We start from the raw sequence: 17,210 nt of genomic DNA, 5'->3' as shown, positions 1-17,210 counted from the left end.
CAGTCGCGCTAGTAGCGCTGGCGTGCTAGCGCTGCTAGCCTCCCGCCCACACGTAGTCGTCGGCAAGCGCTTCCGGGCAGAAACTCTCGAGAGCTTCGTGCAACGACGTCGCACCAGCGCAACCAATGGACGCGAAAATCTCACCGACGACTCGAGCGGCAGGCATGGTGCGCAAAGAAATCGGGCCATCACGCTTCGCCAACCGCTGCCCGTCGGCGTTGACCACCAACCCGACGTGCGCATACTCGGGCGCGTCCAGCCCCAACAGCTGCGCCAGATAGGCCTGCCGCGGCGCAGACGACAACAAATCATTCCCCCGCACCACCTGCGTGACCTGCTGGTGCGCATCATCGACCACAACAGCCAGGTTATAGGCATAATCACGCGCCTGCGCCGCATTGCCACCACGACGCACAATAAAATCATCCACCCGGCCGGTATATTCGCCGCGCAACCGGTCAGTGATGCTGAACTCACTGCACCCCGTACGCAACCGCAACGCCGGAACCCGGCTCTGCCCAGCAAGTTCCTCGCGTTTTTTCACGCGCTGCGCCTCGCTCAAATCCCGGCACGTACCCGGATACTCGCCCGGAAGCTGATGCGGCGCCGACGCCGCCTGCTGGATCTCCTTGCGCGAGCAATAACACTCATACACCAACCCTTGGCCTGCCAGCTTGTCGACGGCTGTGGCATAAGCCGCCTCCCGATCCGACTGCCGCAACTCCGCACCGCGATCATCCCAGTCCAGGCCGATCGCCTGCAGATCCGCCAACTGGCTGTCGACGAAGTGTTCCCGGCACCGCTGCGAATCTAAATCATCGACGCGCACCACAAAGCCCAGCCCGTCGGCACGCGCGAACAACCACGCCGCCACCGCGGTGCGCAGGTTGCCAAAATGCAGGTCCCCAGTGGGCGACGGCGCGTAGCGGCCGACACCCCCGGTGCCAGCAGCGTTAGCTGTAGCACCAGCCGAAACAGCGCTACTTGGTATTGGCATAGTACCGGCCCAGGAATTCATCGCGGTACTCGCGGTAATAACCGCCGTCGATTGATTGCCGGATGTTATCAACCAGGCGAATCATGAATTCCAGGTTGTGGATCGTGCACAACGTGCCCGCCAGAAACTCCTTGGCCTTGAGCAAGTGCCGGATATACGCGCGCGAATAATTCTGCGAAACATAGCCGCCGAATTCCTCATCGACACCAGAAAAGTCCCGCTCAAAGCGCTTGTTCTTCAGGTTCATTCGGCCATCCAGCGTGTAGACACCACCGCGGCGGCCCAGGCGCGTCGGCGAGACGCAATCGAAGGTATCCGCACCGTTTTCAATCGCCCAGAACACGTCGTCCGGCTCGGAAATGCCCAGCAAATGCCGGGGTTTATCGTCGGGAAGCTCCTCGCACACCCAGCCGACGATCGTGCCCAGCATCCCCTTATCCAACGCGCCACCAATGCCATAACCACCGAAACCACGCCGACCGGCCGCCTCGGCCTCCTGCGATAACGACACCAGCCCGCGGGTGGCCTGCCTGCGCAGATCCTCATGCTGCGCCCCCTGGATCACGCCCCACAGCGACTGCTTCGGCCGGTGCGCACGCTCCCGCGTCAACCGGTCGTGCTCTACCAAGCAGCGCTCCGCCCAGCGGTGCGTGCGCGCCACGGATTCTTCCTGGTAAGCGCGGGTATCAACCAGCGTGGTCAACTCGTCGAACGCAAACATGATATCCGCGCCCAAACCGTGCTGGATCTGCAGCGACTTCTCCGGAGTAAACCGGTGCCGCGAACCGTCCAACACGCTGCGGAAATTCACGCCGTCCTCGTCGACAATCGCCAACGAGTCCTTATTCACCTTCCGCGGGGTGAACTCCGCCATCTCCTGTTCATAATCCATCTTGATGGTCTTTTTATGCCCCACGCCCAGGCTCATCACCTGGAACCCACCGGAATCGGTGTAGGTGGGCCCATGCCAGCTTTCAAACTTGGCGACGCCACCGGCCTCGTCGACAATGTCATGCCCCGGCTGCAGGTACAGGTGGTACGCGTTGGACAAGATCGCCTGCGCACCGGTGAGCCGAATCTGCTCCGGGCTCAGCGTTTTCACCGTCGCCTTGGTGGCCACCGGGATAAACGCCGGGGTATTAATCGGGCCATGCGGAGTGGTGATCGTGCCCGTGCGGCCCTGCATTCCCGGCAGATCCAGGTGGGTGTTAACGGTGAAACTCAGATCGGTCATAGCCGCTAGTTTATCGTGCTGCGGCTAATGCGACCTCCGGTGGCTAATATGCCGTGCTGCGCTTAATTTATCGTGCCGTGTTTAATTTATTGTGCGATGCTTGCTGGGTTGCTCGTTGCGCATCGCATGCTCACTCTGCTGCTCTTCCCGATCCAGCGCCGCCACCTCGTCGTCATCTTCCAGGCTAGTGCCTTCCACATCCAGGTGCGGGGTCACCTTGTCCAGCCAACGCGGCCACCACCAGTTACCGCGCCCCATCAAGAACATCGCGGCGGGCACAAAAGTCATGCGGATGAAGAAGGCGTCGAAAAGCACCGCCACACCCAACGCAAAACCGAAAATGCTGATAAACGGCAACGGCTGGCCAATGAAACCAACGAACACCGCGATCATGATGACGGCTGCCGCCGTGACGACGCGCGCGCCCTGGCTAAACCCAGCAATGGTGGAATAGTCGATCTGGTTGTAATCGCGCGCATCCGGGTCGTGGCGGGCGAATTTCTGCAAACCATCCCCGTGCGTCGCAGCGAAAGCCTCCCGCATGCGGGTAACCAAAAAGATCTGATAATCCATGGCCAACCCGAAAGTCAGGCCAATGAGGAAGATCGGCATAAACGAGATCAACGGCCCCGGAGCGTCGACGAAGCCGCCCAGACCTTCCTGCCAAAACAGCACCGTGACGCCAAAAGCCGCGCCCACCGAAAGCAGGAACCCGGCCCCAGCGACCAGCGGCACCAACAGAGACCGGAAAACCATGATCAACAAGAGCACAGCCACGCCGACGACTACCGCCAGATACACCGGCATAACCTGAGCCAGGCGCTCGGTGATATCCACCTGCACCGCGGTCAAGCCCGTCAGGCCGACGCTAACACCCGTGGCGCGTTCCACCTCCGCGTTGATGCGGTTGAGGTTTTCCACCAGGTCGACGGTGGCGGGATCAGCCGGGCCAGTTTTCGGGGTGACCAAGATTTGGGCGGCACGGCCGTCGTCGGCAAGCGCAACCAATTGAGCATGGTTGACAGCGGCCAAAGTATTGATCTGATTGACGGTGTACAGGTAGCTCGCGCGGGCGGCTTTATCCTCGCGGGTGAGTTCTTCAGCTTCCCCCTGCAACTCGATCAGCGACTGCAGCGCGACAGCATCCTCGTTGACCGTGTGCGCGTCGACAAGCGCCAACAACGGACCATTCGTGCCCGGACCAAACCCCTCCGCCTTCAAATCCGCGGCCTTGCGCTGCGTGGTTTCCGGGTTACCAGTGGTGTCGTTCGGCAACGCGAGCTCCAAGCGCGTCAACGGAGTAGCAGCCGCACCCAAACCAAGCACGACCAGCAGCAACAACAGCGCCGGGAAACGCTGCACAAACCCCACCCAGCGTCGGCCCATCGTCGGGCCCTGCTTTTTCTTGCCATTGCGACGCGGGCGACCCGCAATACCGGGGAGTGCGAAGCCAAAGGCGCGATCGCCAAGCAAACCCAAAATAGCTGGCAGCAGCGTCAACGGGACAACGGTAGCCAGCGCGACGGTCGCTGCCGCGGCCAAGCCCATAGCGGTAAGAAACTCGATCTGCGCAACCCACAACATGGCCAGCGCGATGAAGTTGGTCAGGCCCGCGAAAACCACCGACGAACCCGCGGTGCCACAAGCCAGGGCGATGGCCTTGTCATTCGGCAGGCGCTGCTGCTCGCTGCGGTAGCGCGACATCACAAACAGCGCATAGTCAATGCCGACAGCCAGGCCAACCATGAGCGCCAACACCGGGGTCATGTCATTCAGCTCAACAAAACCGGTGGCCGTGATGACCCACAAAGCACCAATGCCCACAGCCACAATCGCGGTGATAATCGGCAGAATCGCCGCAATCAACGAACCAAAGGTCACCACCAACACCAAGAACGCGATGGACAAACCAATCCACTCGTTGGACAACTCGATCTCGATCGGGTCACCGAATCCCTCACCAGAAGCTTCCACCGTCAAGCCAGCGTCGCGGCCAATATCCATGGCCTGGTAGACGGCGTCGTACTGTTCCGGCTGCACCTCATAGGCGTTCGGTGCATCAAATTTGAAGGTGGTCCAGCCGATGGTTTCGTCGTCGTTCAGCAAGCGCAGGTGTTCCGCGTCCAGGCGGGCGGTTTCCTCCGGCAGGCCCTGTTCGACGCCCATGCGCTCGACGGTTTCCACCAGCTCCGGGGAGAGCGTGACCGGGTTGCCGAAGCGCAGCTCGTTCTCGATGACCAGGTTTTCTTCCAGGCTGGCGATCACCTCGTCGATCGCGGAAGTGTTGTCCGGATCGCTGAGCTTTTCGCCCTCCGGGGCTTGGAACACCAGGTTCACCGTGGCTGCGGCGGCCGGGTTTCCGTCTTCGGGGAACAGCTCGACGACGCGCTTGGTGGTGTCGATCGTCGGGGTGTCATCGATTTCGAAATCGCCGGTGAACGAACCCGACAGGCTCAATGCCGCGCCGACGGAGGCCGCGAGGATCACGACCCAGGCGATGATCACGCTCCAGCTATGGCGAAACGAGAATAATCCCAGCCGGTACAAAAACTTTGCCACGTTGTTCGCCTTACCTCGTCTTGCCTCATCTTGTGCGCTGCTGCTAGCGCGTTGCGGTTTCGAACATGGCGTTGTACGCAGGTGTTGGTGTGCACATGCCACCGTCATGATCAAGCCAATGCTGCTAGCGAGCACTGTTGTCGATATTAAAAAAGCAGACCCTTGGTTTAAGGATCTGCTCGAAAAAATGGCGGTGGCGGCGGGATTCGAACCCGCGGTTGGGGGTTACCCAACAAACGCTTTCGAGGCGTTCACCTTCGGCCGCTCGGACACGCCACCGCCGATAAGGATAGAACAGACCGCGGGCTGTGTCCAAATCCGGGGCGTCCAAATCCCGCGGCGGGTTGACGTCCGAGTTGCCGCGGCGGGTTGACGGCTGGCAAATAGGAATCTTGGTGCATTTTTACAAATAGTCGGTCAAAACAGGCCCCAAACCGACCACTATTTGTAAAAATGCACCAAAACAGACCCCAAATCCAGGCATCAGCGCCGAACCCTGGCATCAGTGCGAACCCCAGCTCCAGCGCAGCCGTCGGCGTGCATCTACGCCCGCACCGCCGACGCAGCGCCCCAAAAGCCATGCCCACCGCACGCCCCAAACACGCAAAAACCGCCCGCCGCACACGGTGCACAATGCACCGCACGCGAACGGGCGGAAACCCCGGCCAGCAAAGCTAACCGGGTGTTTTAAGCAGACAATTTACTTGTCGTCGGTCAGCTTGCCTAGGGTCTCGGAAGCCTTGTCCTTCAGGTCGCCAGCCTTGTCTTCGACCTTGTCCTTGGCGTCGTTAGCGGTGCCCTTAGCCTCAGCAGCTGCAGCCTCGCCCTTGCCTTCGTTCTTCATCTGGTCGTTGTCGAAAACCTCGCCAACGATCTCTTTGCCCTTAGCCTTAGCCTTATCCAGGAAGCTTTCTGCATCAGCCATAATCTTTTCCCTCCTAGGAAACGTTTGTGAAGCTAACAGGAACCACTGTACCGGAGATCACCGCCGCAAGTCTGAAAAGAAGCTGTGAATTAGCCGCTGACTTTCGTATTCTGCCACCCCGCCGCGGACTTCCGGCACGTACAAGGCTCCGGGCGCGCGTACCGCATCCACGTATGACCCGCACGCCCCGGTTTTCGGTTCCCACGCGCCAAACACGATGCTGCCCACCCGCGCAGCCACTGCGGCCCCAGCGCACATCACGCAGGGTTCCAGGGTGACCACGAGCTCGCAGTCCTCTAAACGCCAGCGCCCGAGTTTTTCTGCCGCCGCACGCAGCGCCAGCACTTCGGCGTGCGCGGTGGGGTCATTGTCCGCTTGCCGACGGTTGGTGGCCGCCGCGATCGGTGTGCCGCTTGGGCCAAACACGACTGCCCCGACCGGGATGTCCCCGGCCGGGGTGTCGCGCGCGGCTGCAAGAGCACGGTCCATGCGGGAACGTGCGCGAGTGAGCGCGGATTGCTCTGGGAGCACTCGGGTTGGCGCTGTGCCGCCATCCGCTGAGCGCGTCCCTGCGTCGCCAAGCACCCGGCGCGGCGATGCGTCACCAGGTACCCGGCGCATTGGGCGTGGCGATGCGCCCGCCGCTGCGTCGCCAGGCACCGCGTCCGCCGCTGCGTCGTCAAGCACGAAACGGACCCTCTAATCCAGCCCGGTGACGTCCAGGAATTCTTCGTCAAAGCCGAGCTCTTCGGCGATGCGCACCAGCTGGTCGCTGGGGGATTCGTCCAGGTTGTCGGTCATGACCTCCAGCATCTGCTCGGAAACACCAAGGTCAGCGAGTATCGCGAAGTCGCCGTCGGCCCAGCCTTCGATTTCGTCGAGTTCTTCCACCGCGATATCCGGCACGTCGATGTCCATGCGGTCCAGCACAGAGGCGGCGAAATCGTCGTCGACGGCCATCGTGGCGTCGGAAAGCAGCAGCCGCACCCCGCCGGGCGTGGGGCGGACCAGCACGAAGTAGTCGTCGTCAACGCAGAGCATCGCGAAAGCAGCCGATTCCGAACGCAGATTGCGCACCTGGGTGATGGACGTGTCGATGTCGTCGAAATCATCCGCGTAGCTGCGCACAGTCCAGGCGCCATCGACGGTGGTGACGACGACGGAGAAGCTCGGGCCAAAATCTTGCTGGTTCATACCTCGTGAGACTAGTCGCATTCTGGCAAAATTGATACCGTGCTATCCTCCAGAATTTCGCGTCCAGTGTGTTTAGTCGGTCTCGGGCTGATCGGAGGTTCTTTGCTGCGCGATTTAGTCGCAGCTGGCGATACTGCTTTCGGCTATAACCGCTCGACGTCCGGCGCGCGCAAAGCGGTCTCGGAAGGCTATGACGTTTCCGACGATTTACCGCGTGTGCTGCGTCGGGCGGAGGAAGACAATGCGCTGATCGTCGTCGCGGTGCCCATGTTTGCGGTGGGCGCGGTGTTGGATCAGATCGCGGAATACGCCCCCAGCTGCGGCATCAGCGATGTCGTGAGTGTGAAGTGGGAGGTGTATGCGGAGATCCGCAAGCGTGGCATGGAGGCGCGCTATGTCGGTGGGCATCCGATGGCGGGAACCTCAGAGTCGGGGTGGAATGCCTCACGCAAAGGTTTGTTTGAGCGCGCCACCTGGGCAATTACCTATGACTACGCTGATCAGCAACAAAAAAATGGCCAGCCCATTGATACGGGCTGGATTGAGCTGTTTACCGACGTCGTGCGCATGGCGAGCGCTACTGGCGCCGAGGCCATCCCGGCGCGGGTGGTCAATCATGATCACGCCGTCGCCCGGGTTTCGCATTTGCCGCATTTGATGGCGTTGGCGTTGTCGGTGACCGGCGATAATGGCGGGATTTTGGCGCAGTCGCTGGCTGCGGGTTCGTTTAAAGACGCCACGCGCGTGGCAGGCACGAACCCAGAATTGATTCAGGCGATGTGTGAAACGAACTCCGTGGCGCTGTGCGAGGCGCTGGAAGAAGCGATCGAGTTATTAGCCGAAGCCCACGACACGCTGTCGCAGGATCCGCCGTCGATCCGTGAACTCGCCGTAGCGGGTAACCGGGCACGGCGCCGTTTGGAGGCACGCACTGGCGCGCGCCGTGAGTCGGTGTCGCCGGTGAAGATTTCCTCGCGCCCGGTGTTGCGGTTCCATCCGGGTTCACCGGGCTGGGTGAACCAGCTCCGGCAAACGGAATCGACCGGCGGCCGGATGGAGATTTTCTAGGCTTTGTTGTCGCCGCCGTCGACGCCACCGTCGTTCAGCATTGGCACGTTCCATGCGCTCTTCGGCGTCGCGAAGGCCTCAGAAAGCACCTGCGACCATGGGCCGAGGGAGTCGACCAGGTCGTTGATGGCGGCGCGGGCGGCTTTCACACGGCCGGATGGCAGCATGTTGTGCTCCTGGTACCAACCGGCGTGTTTGATCAGCAGGTCGAAGAAGAACAAGCTGCGGACCTGCTCGAATACCTGGCGGGCGGCCGAGCCTTCTGGCAGTTCCAATTCGGCTTCCACCATGGTGCGCATCAGCAGCGAGTCGACGTGCGCCCAGGACACAGCAATCAGGTGGTCCTGGGTCTTGTCGACGATCTCGGCGGCCTCAGCGCGGTCTGCCTTGCGGGCCGGGGCAATGCGTCGCACCAGCGAGCGCAGCACGGCCTGCTCGCGGTCTTCGATGAGTTTGACCTGGTAACCGGGGTCGAACAGCGAGTCCTCGTCGCGGTTGGAGACCAGATCAATAACGGACTGCACGCCGGAGCGGATGCCGGTGCGGCGACGCACAGTATCCGCGGCAGTTTCCACGCCGTATTTGACCATGTCCCATGGGGAAAGGTCCTGCATATCGCGGCCGAAGGCGGTCAGCAGGTGCTTGCCCACCATCTGGATCAACACGGTGTTGTCGCCTTCGAAGGTGGAGTAAATGTCGGCGTCGGCACGCAGGGTGGTCAGCAGGTTCTCCGACATGTATCCGGCACCACCGCAGGCTTCGCGCATTTCTTGCAGCGTCTTGTTCGCGTGCTCGGTGGATGCGGCCTTGACGGCGGCAGCCAGCGATTCCATCTCGCGGGAGGCAAACAGCTGCTCTTCGGTGGGGTCGGTCACCGACCACTGGCCGCTGGCCTGCTTGGACAGCATGTCGTCGTAGCGTTCCAGGATGCGGTTTTGCAGCAGCGTCAGCGCGTAGGTACGCGCCAGCGGGATGAGCAGGCGGCGGCGGTGCTGACGGTAATCAATCAGTCGCTTTTCGACGCCCTTTTCGCCGCCTTCGAACTGGCGACGGCCGTTGGCATAGCGGATGGCGATATCACTGGCGGTGCGGGTGGCTGCCAGACCGGCGCCGCCGACGGTGATGCGGCCGCGGATCAGCGTACCCAGCATGGTGAAGAAACGGCGGTTGCGCGAGTCAATCGGCGAGACGTAGGTGCCATCTTCTTCGACGTCGCCGAAGCGGTTCAGTAGGTTTTCGCGTGGCACGCGCACGTTGTTGAACAGCAGGGTGCCGTTGTCCACGCCCAGCAGGCCGCCCTTGCGTCCATGGTCACCGATTTCGACGCCGTCGAGTGGGTTGCCGTCCTCGTCGCGGATGGGCACGATCAGGCAGTGCACGCCGTGGGATTCTTCTTCGCCTGGGGTGTAGAGCTGCGCGAATACAGCAGCCATGCGGCCGTCGCGGCCCGCGTTGCCGATGTAGACCTTGCGGGCCGAGTCAGTTGGGCTGTTGATGATGAATTCGTGGGTGTCTGGATCGTAGGTCGCGGTGGTTTCCAGCTCTTGTACGTTGGAACCGTGGCCGCGTTCGGTCATGGCGTAGCAGCCGAGTAGTTCCGCGTTTTGGATCTTTTCGATGTAGTGGCGGTGGCGCTCGCTACCGAGGTTGTCGACCGCGCCACCCCACAGGCCCCACTGCACACCAGATTTGATGGTCAGCGATGGGTTAACCGCACCAATGGTCTCAATTCCGGACACCGCAGCCAGCGCATTGCCGGAACCACCGTTTTCCTTAGAAAAAGAGTGGCGGGATTCGCCGGATTCCACCAGGAACTTGATGTGCTCGTACATGCGGTCGCGTACCGCATCGATGCCGCCATCGAGGTCAAGCTTGAGGTCTTTTTCTTCCAAAGTCTCGCGCACTGCTTTGCGGTAGGGGGCGGCTTTACCGTCGAGAAGTGTCTGCAGTTCTCCGGCGGCGGAGTGGTCTGGTTCCGTCGGCAGGGTGCGCGGCGAGGACGGCTCCGGGGTGCCCTTGGCCGAGTTGGTCTCCAGGTCAACGTCTTTAACACCAGCACCTTTAGCACCGTTGTCTTTAACGCCGTTGTCCGAATCTTTGCCCGAATCTTTGCCCAGGTTCTTGGCAAATTCTGCGATGCGGTTCATGGGGGTTCTCCTTCCAGGAGGGTCTTGCTCAGGTTGTTCTCACGCTGGTTTAGCGTTTAGCGCTCAGCATTCAACGCTCAGCATTCGGCGTTTAGCGCTCAGCATTCAGCGTTTAGCGTTCAACGATCGCGGTAATGCCCTGTCCACCAGCGGCGCAGACGGATACGAGTGCGCGGCCGCCACCGTTTTCTTCCAGGGTCTTGGCGACGGTTGCCAGGATGCGTGCACCGGTGGCTGCGAATGGGTGTCCGGCTGCCAGTGAGGATCCTTTGACGTTGAGCTTGTCGCGATCAATAGCACCCAGTGGCTGGTCCAAACCGAGCTTTTCACGGCAGTAGTCTTCGTCTTCCCAAGCTGCCAGGGTGGCCAGGACCTGGGAGGCGAAGGCTTCGTGGATTTCGTAGAAGTCGAAGTCCTGCAGGTTCAGGCCGTTGCGCTCCAGTAGTCGTGGCACGGCGTAGGTCGGTGCCATCAGCAGGCCGTCGTCGCCATGCACGAAGTCCACACCGGCTACTTCGGAATCCACCAGGTATGCGCGGACGGGGATGTTGTGCTGCTCAGCCCATTCTTCACTGGACAGCAGGGCGACGGAGGCGCCGTCGGTCAGCGTGGTGGAGTTACCAGCGGTCATCGTGGCCTGGGCGCCGTGGCGTTCGGCGTCTTTTTTGCCGAATACTGGCTTGAGCTTGGCGAGCTTGTCGACGGTGGAGTCTGGGCGCAGGTTGGTATCGCGTGTGACACCCAAAAATGGGGTGATGAGGTCGTCGAAAAAGCCTTCGTCGTAAGCCTTGGCCAGCTTCTGGTGTGATTCCACAGCCAGCTGGTCTTGCGCCTGGCGGGAAATGCCGAATTTCCGGGCGGTGATTGCGGCATGCTCACCCATCGACAGGCCGGTGCGTGGCTCGGAGTTGCGTGGGGTTTCTGGTGCCAGGTCTTTCGGGCGGATGGAGCCGATCAGCTTCAGGCGCTGGGTGGCGGTTTTGGCTCGGGACAGTTCCAGGAGGGTGCGGCGCAAGCGGTCACCGACGGCCAGTGGTGCGTCAGACGTGGTATCGACACCACCGGCGATGCCGGATTCGATGCGTCCGGCTGCGATGGCGTCGGCCACGTGTACGGCTGCTGCGATGCCGGTGCCGCAGGCCATCTGGATGTCCGTGCCTGGGGTCTGCGAATCAAGCGGGGAGCCTAATACACATTCGCGTGTCAGGCTGAAGTCCCGGGAGTGTTTCAGGACGGCGCCTGCAGTGACTTGACCGACCCGCTCATCCTGCAGCCCGTAGCGCGCTACCAGGCCGTTAAGGGCTGCGGTGAGCATATCTTGGTTGGATGCGGAGGAGTATTCCTTGTTCGAGCGGGCGAACGGGATGCGGTTGCCGCCCAAGATCGCGACTTTTCGGCGCTGGGTCATAATTTTCTCCCTTGTTTTGTCTCAGAAAACAGTCTGCTTGCTGCAGTTTTTCCATGACCCTAGGATAGGGTGCCAGGATTCACTTTACACAATTTCGTGTAACCTTAATCACGCATGACCATTCGTACAATTCGTCTCTACCCCCTACAGGAGGCCCATAATGGCGAAAAAATCCATGTTGGAACGCGTCATTAACTCAGACTTTGGCGCAAAACTCGGCATCCCCCAGGGCACCAAGCTCCGCCGCTACACTCCTGGCGAGCCCTTCCTGGATGGTCCCGTAGTGGTAGGTGGTGGCGATCTTGCCGACGACATCCGTTCCCTACTGCAGGTGGACTACCAGCTTCTCGACGCCGAGGCGGATTCCAAGCGCGCCGCCATCGTCTTCGACGCCACCGGCATCACCCGCCCGGAACAGCTGCACGAGCTCTACGATTTCTTCCACCCGCAGATGCGCAAGCTCGGCGCTTCGGGGCGCGTCGTCGTGATCGGTAATAACCCGGATGACCTGGAAGGTGATGCCCGCATCGTCGCGCGCTCCCTGGAAGGTTTCTCTCGTTCTATTTCTAAAGAACTGCGCAAGGGCGCCACCGGACAGCTGGTCTATGTTGAGCCCGGCGCGCCTATCACTGCACTGGAATCCACTCTGCGTTTCCTGCTGTCTGGCAAATCTGCCTTTGTTTCCGGCCAGGTTATTCGCGTTTCTGCGACCGAGAACGAGAACGTGGACTGGGAACGCCCGCTGGCGGGCCAGCTGGCCGTGGTTACTGGTGCCGCTCGCGGTATCGGTGCCACCATCGCTGAGGTGCTGGGCCGCGATGGCGCTGATGTCATCTGCATCGACATCCCACCGGCTGGCGAGGCACTGGCCGAGGTTGCCAACAAGGTCAAAGGCACTGCCCTGCCACTGGATGTCACCGCAGATAACGCCGCCGAGGCCATCACCGAGCACGCACAGCAGCGTTACGGCAAGGCCGTGGACATCATCGTGCACAACGCTGGTGTCACCCGCGATAAGCTGCTGGCGAACATGAACGAAGGCCAGTGGCAGATGGTGCAAAACATCAACCTGGTGGCCCCGGTGCGCATCACCGAGCAGATGCTAGAAAACGGCGGCCTGGCAGCAGATGCCAATATCGTCGGCATCTCGTCGATGGCTGGCATTTCCGGTAACCGTGGCCAGACCAACTACGCCACCACCAAGGCCGGCATGATCGGTCTTGTCGACGCTTTGGCCGAGAAAATGGCGGCTGCTGGCGGCACCGTCAACGCTGTGGCCCCGGGCTTTATCGAAACCGCGATGACTGCCGCCATGCCTACCGGCCCGCGGGAAATCGGCCGTCGTATCAGCTCGCTGAACCAGGGCGGTCTACCAGTCGATGTTGCAGAAACCGTCGCGTTTTTCGCTAGCTCTGGTTCCCGCGCAGTCAACGGTAATGCCGTGCGCGTGTGTGGCCAGAACATGATGGGCGCGTAGGAAGGCATAGAGGAATAGGAAGGGTCTTGTTTATGACTGCACAGAATTCCCGCAACTACACCAAGCTGGCGCAAGTCCCCGACATGTCGAAGCTGCTGCGCGGCGTCGTCAAGGACACTCTGCCGGTGTTGGGTACCAAGCGCCACGCCACTGGTGACCCGCAGGCGGCGTTTGAGGTCGCGAATTTCACTGTGGACCGCGAGCACCTGGCCGCCTATACCCGCGCGACTGGCCTGCGCTATAGCAGCGAACTGCCGATTACTTACCCGTTCGTGCTGTCCTTCCCGCTGTTTTTGCAGGTGATGCTGGCGCCGGACTTCCCGTGCCGCGCGGCCGGTATGGTGCATTTGACCAACGAGATTGAACAGACCCGCCCGCTGCGCATTGACGACGAGCTGACCCTGCGCGTGCACGCAGAAAACCTGCGCCCGCACCGCAAGGGTTTGTTGGTGGATTTCATCAGTGAGATCTCTGTCGACGGTGAGCTGGTTTGGCGCCAGACCTCCGCATTTTTGGGCATGGGCGCGAAGTTTTCTGCGCAGACGCCGAATGAGGTGCGCACCCGCGGCGAGGATTCCGGCTCCTTGCTGGAGCGGTTGGACGTTGCAGACGAGACCGCCACGGTGAATTGGAAGGTGGACCGCGACATCATTGATGACTACGCGGAAGCCTCTGGTGATAAGAACCCGCTGCACGTTTCCACAATTGGTGCGAAGGCCTTCGGTTTCCCGGCCCCGATTGCCCACGGCATGTGGACAGCCGCGAAGATGGTCGCTGGTTTGGAAGGCGAACTGCCCGGCGCGCTGCGCTACACGGTGGAATTCCAAAAGCCAGTGATCCTGCCTGCCCGCATCGCGTATTACACGTTCCGCGGCGAAGGCACCCAACCAGGTCCCGCTACCAACACCCCAGCTACCGACGCCGCTGCTACCGAGGCGCCAGCCACCGACACCCCAGCTACCTGGAACGCACAGGTAACCAAGGGTTCAGATCCGCAGAAGGTGCACGCCATCGGCAAGTTCGAGGCTCTCAGTTAGCACTCGACTAGCGCTCAACTAACGCTCGACTGGCACCTGCCGGGAGTTTTATACTCCTCACACACCAGAAACCTAGGCCCGATTCGCTGTTATTCTGGCGGGAAAACCCGTTCATAGATAACGAGAAAACACCACGAACCGAAAGGCCTAGGTTTTGTCGTCTCACAATCATTCCACCGCCGCTGAATCTGCTGCTGGCGCCGCTAATTCTGCCGCTAACAGCACTTATATCCCCGTCACCGCGGATCATTTCCGCGCTCGCTTAGCCAAAGCGGAAAAAATCGTCGCCGAGCAGAACTTGGCGGGTTTCCTGGTCAGCCCGGGCCCAGAGTTTCAGTACCTGACTGGTTCCACGTTTAGTTCCCACGAGCGCGCCACCTTCCTGGTGCTGCGCGCGGGCAAAGAACCAGTGGCGGTGTGCCCGGAGACCGACGTGCTGACGCTGCAGCAGGAAAACCTGGACGAGCTCGGCTTCCGCTTCGAGGCCTGGCGCGACGGGCAGTCCCCGTATGAGATCACCCGCAAACTGTTGGAGGAAAACAGCGAACACAAGGCTGTAGCGGTGGCTAACGCGATGACTGCCGATCACGTGTTGCGCCTCGATGCTGCGTTGCCGAACCACAGCATCGAATTGGGTTCGGATGCGATGAGCCAGTTGCTGTTAGCCAAGGGCGAGGAAGAAATCTCGCAGCTAGCGGCCGCCGCAGCAGCAATCGACCGCGTGCACGAGCAGGTTCCGGCGCTGCTGCGCGACGGCGTCACCGAGCGCGAAGTGGCCGATAAGCTGCATGATCTGATCTTGCAGGAGCACCACAGCATCGATTTCATCATCGTCGGCTGTGGCGAAAATGGCGCGAACCCGCACCATTCGTTCTCGGACCGCGTGCTGCACACGGGCGAGCCGGTGGTCGTCGACCTGGGCGGTGCTTTTGGCGATGGCTACCGCTCGGATTCCACCCGCACGTATGTGGTCGATGGTGCCGTCGACAAGGCCCCGCAGGAATTCCGCGATGCCTACGAGGTTGTTACCCGCGCGTTCCACGCTGCCCGCGAGGCCGCGAAGCCGGGAGCGACGGCGGAGTCGATTGATCGTGCTGCCCGCGAGATCATCACAGAAGCCGGCTATGGCGAGAACTTCAGCCACCGCTTAGGCCACGGCATTGGCTTGTCGACGCACGAGGATCCGTTCTACCTGGAGGGCAATAAGCAGCAGGTACAGGAAGGCTTCACGTTTTCCATCGAGCCCGGCATTTATGTCGAGGGCAAGTGGGGCATGCGCCTGGAAGATATTGTGGTGCTGGAAGAAGATGGCCCACGCCACCTGAACCAGCAGCCCCGCGAGTTGCGGTAATTCTCGAGCTTTCGCGAGCTGAATCTATGCCCCGGGAAAGTCTTGAAGCTCAGTTTGATCTCGGGGCCGTTGCTTAAGCACGACTCGATCACATAGGCTTGTACTATCAAGACCGGTTCCGCTGCTCTTCGTAGCAGTCCAGGGCCGGTCCTCATTTTTCTTCGGTCGTTTCTAGGGGTGAAGCGCCCCAGGTTTTGTTCCATCTGAGTAGACGGGAAGATCCCGTATCATGCTGAAAAGAAACTGAGGATGCTGCGAAAGCCCGTACCGTCTTCCCAGCAGCAGACGTTATCGCCGAAAATGCACGGCCAGGCGGGAAAACAGACCAGATAACAACCAAAGAAAAGGCCTTGACGAGTGGGTAAAATACTGGCATTTGTACGCACGATCCCGGAACAGTTCTGGTTCGTCCCGGCTTTGTTTGTCATGGCCGCCATTGTTCTTTCGCAGATGCTCGTCAGCTTGGACCACATTGACTATGAGCTGCCGGGTTTCCTGCATGATCTGTTGTTCGCCACGGGTGCCGACGGTGCGCGTTCGCTGCTTTCTGCCGTCGCCGCGTTCCTGGGTGTGGCGGGTACGGCCTTTTCCATCACCATTTCGGTGATCAGTACTGCGTCGACGACGTATGGCCCTCGTTTGGTGCGCAATTTTATGCGCAACCGCAATAACCAAATTGTGCTGGGGGTTCTCACCGCAACGTTTGTTTATACGTTGCTGGTGTTGCGCACCATCAAGTCCGCTGATGACGGTGATGGCGAGTCCTTCATCCCGCACATGGCGGTTAATGCCGCGATTGTTTTCGGCGTTATCGATGTTTTTGTTTTTGTCTGGTTTATCCACCACATCGCCAGTTCGGTGCAGATCGAAACTATCAGCACCCAGGCGTGTAAGGATTTTGAACGCACGATTAAAAGCACCTGGCATGATCCAGACGACGACGGTGTCGAGTGCTTCCCGGCGCCCACGGAAGGCGGCGGGCTGGTTGCCGCGCACCAGAGTGGGTTTTTGACTCGCATCGATTACGACATGTTGCGTCGTGATGCCGAAAGCTGCAACGTGAACGTCAGCCTGTTGGCACGCCCGGGCGATCACGTGGTGGAAGGTGCGCCGCTGGCTCAGGTGTGGCCGGAACAGCGTGCCGACGCCGTCGCCAAGGCCTTGCGCGATCACCTGCATCTCAGTACTTCCCGCACCACGGAGCAGGATTTGCGTTTTGCGCAGCAGCAGTTGGTGGAGTTGGCTTTGCGTGCGATGGCGGGTGGCACGGATGATCCTTATACCGCGATCACGGTGTTCCAGCAGATCACCCCGGGCATTGTCACAGCGGTCAGCCGGAGCGAGGACGCGAATGTGCTGCTTGACGACGCCGGCGCACCCCGCGTGTACCTGCGCCCGGTGACTATCCGGGAGATCGTCGATATGCCATTTGACCACGTGCGCCCGCATGCCCTGGGCTTCCGAATTGTGGCAGAGGCTCTCATAGATCTGGCCCATCACATTCGCGTCAATGCACAGGACCCGGAGATTGCCAAGCGCGCGGAGCGGCACGTCGCCACCATCCTGGAAGAAGCCCAGGACCAGCTCAGTGCACGCGATATGCAGCTGCTCCGTGAACACGCACAGACCAATTTTTACGACGCCGCAGCCCCTGCCGGTTCACAGCACACCTAATCTGCACTAAACCTGCGCCACCCCACCGGCTTTGCGATAATGGAGTAATGACTCGCGCCACATCCACCACGCAACGCCTAGAACGCTCAACAATCCGCCACAATCTTTCGCAGTTTGTAGTGCGCTGGCGCGAACGAAT

General features: G+C 60.8%; 13 protein-coding genes and 1 tRNA gene. 5 read left to right on the top strand and 9 right to left on the bottom strand.

Annotation, left to right across the window (positions count from 1 at the left end; all coding sequences use genetic code 11):
• Positions 1-34: 34 nt before the first annotated feature.
• The 7 genes from gluQRS to O146_RS0100500 all read right to left on the bottom strand — a co-directional run bounded on the left by gluQRS (position 35) and on the right by O146_RS0100500 (position 6,909).
• Entirely contained in the window at positions 35-997 is a 963-nt protein-coding gene (gene gluQRS, locus O146_RS0100530) for a tRNA glutamyl-Q(34) synthetase GluQRS (protein ID WP_027017388.1), read from the bottom strand.
• The gene (gene tgt / locus O146_RS0100525; RefSeq protein WP_027017387.1) at positions 981-2,231 is read right to left on the bottom strand and encodes a tRNA guanosine(34) transglycosylase Tgt; all 1,251 of its coding nucleotides are present in this window, start codon (positions 2,229-2,231) and stop codon (positions 981-983) included. The genes gluQRS and tgt overlap by 17 nt, the downstream gene beginning before the upstream one ends.
• A gap of 81 nt (positions 2,232-2,312) precedes the next feature.
• Positions 2,313-4,790: an MMPL family transporter gene (locus tag O146_RS0100520; protein WP_027017386.1), complete on the bottom strand. Its 2,478-nt coding sequence runs from the start codon at positions 4,788-4,790 to the stop codon at positions 2,313-2,315.
• A 188-nt stretch (positions 4,791-4,978) separates the two neighbouring features.
• Positions 4,979-5,069 (bottom strand) — tRNA-Ser (locus O146_RS0100515).
• Between the two features lie 421 nt (positions 5,070-5,490).
• Positions 5,491-5,715, bottom strand: coding sequence for a hypothetical protein (locus O146_RS0100510; RefSeq protein ID WP_021352757.1), 225 nt, complete (start codon positions 5,713-5,715; stop codon positions 5,491-5,493).
• A gap of 57 nt (positions 5,716-5,772) precedes the next feature.
• Positions 5,773-6,402 (bottom strand): nucleoside deaminase, encoded by a 630-nt coding sequence (locus O146_RS0100505; RefSeq protein ID WP_341860313.1) that lies wholly within the window; start codon positions 6,400-6,402, stop codon positions 5,773-5,775.
• A 12-nt stretch (positions 6,403-6,414) separates the two neighbouring features.
• Entirely contained in the window at positions 6,415-6,909 is a 495-nt protein-coding gene (locus O146_RS0100500) for a tRNA adenosine deaminase-associated protein (RefSeq protein WP_023018504.1), read from the bottom strand.
• Between the two features lie 39 nt (positions 6,910-6,948).
• On the opposite strand from O146_RS0100500, the gene O146_RS0100495 reads away from it, so the two are divergent.
• A complete protein-coding gene (locus tag O146_RS0100495; protein ID WP_027017384.1) occupies positions 6,949-7,977 on the top strand; it encodes a prephenate dehydrogenase in 1,029 nt (342 codons plus the stop codon).
• Here the strand turns inward: O146_RS0100495 and O146_RS0100490 are convergent.
• A complete protein-coding gene (locus O146_RS0100490) occupies positions 7,974-10,124 on the bottom strand; it encodes an acyl-CoA dehydrogenase family protein (protein ID WP_027017383.1) in 2,151 nt (716 codons plus the stop codon). The two genes, O146_RS0100495 and O146_RS0100490, sit on opposite strands and share 4 nt — an antisense overlap.
• 112 nt (positions 10,125-10,236) lie before the next feature.
• Complete coding sequence (locus O146_RS0100485) at positions 10,237-11,532, bottom strand: acetyl-CoA C-acetyltransferase (protein WP_027017382.1); 1,296 nt, start codon at positions 11,530-11,532, stop codon at positions 10,237-10,239.
• A 160-nt stretch (positions 11,533-11,692) separates the two neighbouring features.
• Between O146_RS0100485 and O146_RS0100480 the strand changes: the two genes are divergently transcribed.
• The 4 genes from O146_RS0100480 (at position 11,693) to O146_RS10545 (ending at position 17,071) form a co-directional block, all read left to right on the top strand.
• Positions 11,693-13,009: a 3-oxoacyl-ACP reductase gene (locus O146_RS0100480; protein ID WP_027017381.1), complete on the top strand. Its 1,317-nt coding sequence runs from the start codon at positions 11,693-11,695 to the stop codon at positions 13,007-13,009.
• A gap of 32 nt (positions 13,010-13,041) precedes the next feature.
• Positions 13,042-14,046 carry a MaoC/PaaZ C-terminal domain-containing protein gene (locus tag O146_RS0100475; RefSeq protein WP_027017380.1) on the top strand — a complete coding sequence of 335 codons (1,005 nt, stop codon included), beginning with the start codon at positions 13,042-13,044 and terminating at the stop codon, positions 14,044-14,046.
• A 154-nt stretch (positions 14,047-14,200) separates the two neighbouring features.
• On the top strand, positions 14,201-15,397 hold the full coding sequence (locus tag O146_RS0100470; protein WP_081820523.1) for a M24 family metallopeptidase: 1,197 nt from the start codon (positions 14,201-14,203) through the stop codon (positions 15,395-15,397).
• A gap of 357 nt (positions 15,398-15,754) precedes the next feature.
• The gene (locus O146_RS10545) at positions 15,755-17,071 is read left to right on the top strand and encodes a DUF2254 domain-containing protein (RefSeq protein WP_051619171.1); all 1,317 of its coding nucleotides are present in this window, start codon (positions 15,755-15,757) and stop codon (positions 17,069-17,071) included.
• The last annotated feature ends 139 nt before the right edge of the window (positions 17,072-17,210 follow it).

Origin of the sequence: Corynebacterium pseudodiphtheriticum DSM 44287 (genome assembly GCF_000688415.1) — a bacterium.
GTDB classification, from domain to species: Bacteria; Actinomycetota; Actinomycetes; order Mycobacteriales; family Mycobacteriaceae; genus Corynebacterium; species Corynebacterium pseudodiphtheriticum.
Note: the sequence above shows the minus strand (reverse complement) of the source record. Positions and strands in the feature narration are given on the sequence as shown.

Coding starts and splice junctions, on each gene's coding strand:
- gluQRS (WP_027017388.1), bottom strand. CDS start 997: ATGCCAATACCAAGTAGCGCTGTTTCGGCTGGTGCTACAGCTAACGCT.
- tgt (WP_027017387.1), bottom strand. CDS start 2,231: ATGACCGATCTGAGTTTCACCGTTAACACCCACCTGGATCTGCCGGGA.
- O146_RS0100510 (WP_021352757.1), bottom strand. CDS start 5,715: ATGGCTGATGCAGAAAGCTTCCTGGATAAGGCTAAGGCTAAGGGCAAA.
- O146_RS0100500 (WP_023018504.1), bottom strand. CDS start 6,909: ATGAACCAGCAAGATTTTGGCCCGAGCTTCTCCGTCGTCGTCACCACC.
- O146_RS0100490 (WP_027017383.1), bottom strand. CDS start 10,124: ATGAACCGCATCGCAGAATTTGCCAAGAACCTGGGCAAAGATTCGGGC.
- O146_RS0100485 (WP_027017382.1), bottom strand. CDS start 11,532: ATGACCCAGCGCCGAAAAGTCGCGATCTTGGGCGGCAACCGCATCCCG.
- O146_RS0100480 (WP_027017381.1), top strand. CDS start 11,693: ATGGCGAAAAAATCCATGTTGGAACGCGTCATTAACTCAGACTTTGGC.
- O146_RS0100475 (WP_027017380.1), top strand. CDS start 13,042: ATGACTGCACAGAATTCCCGCAACTACACCAAGCTGGCGCAAGTCCCC.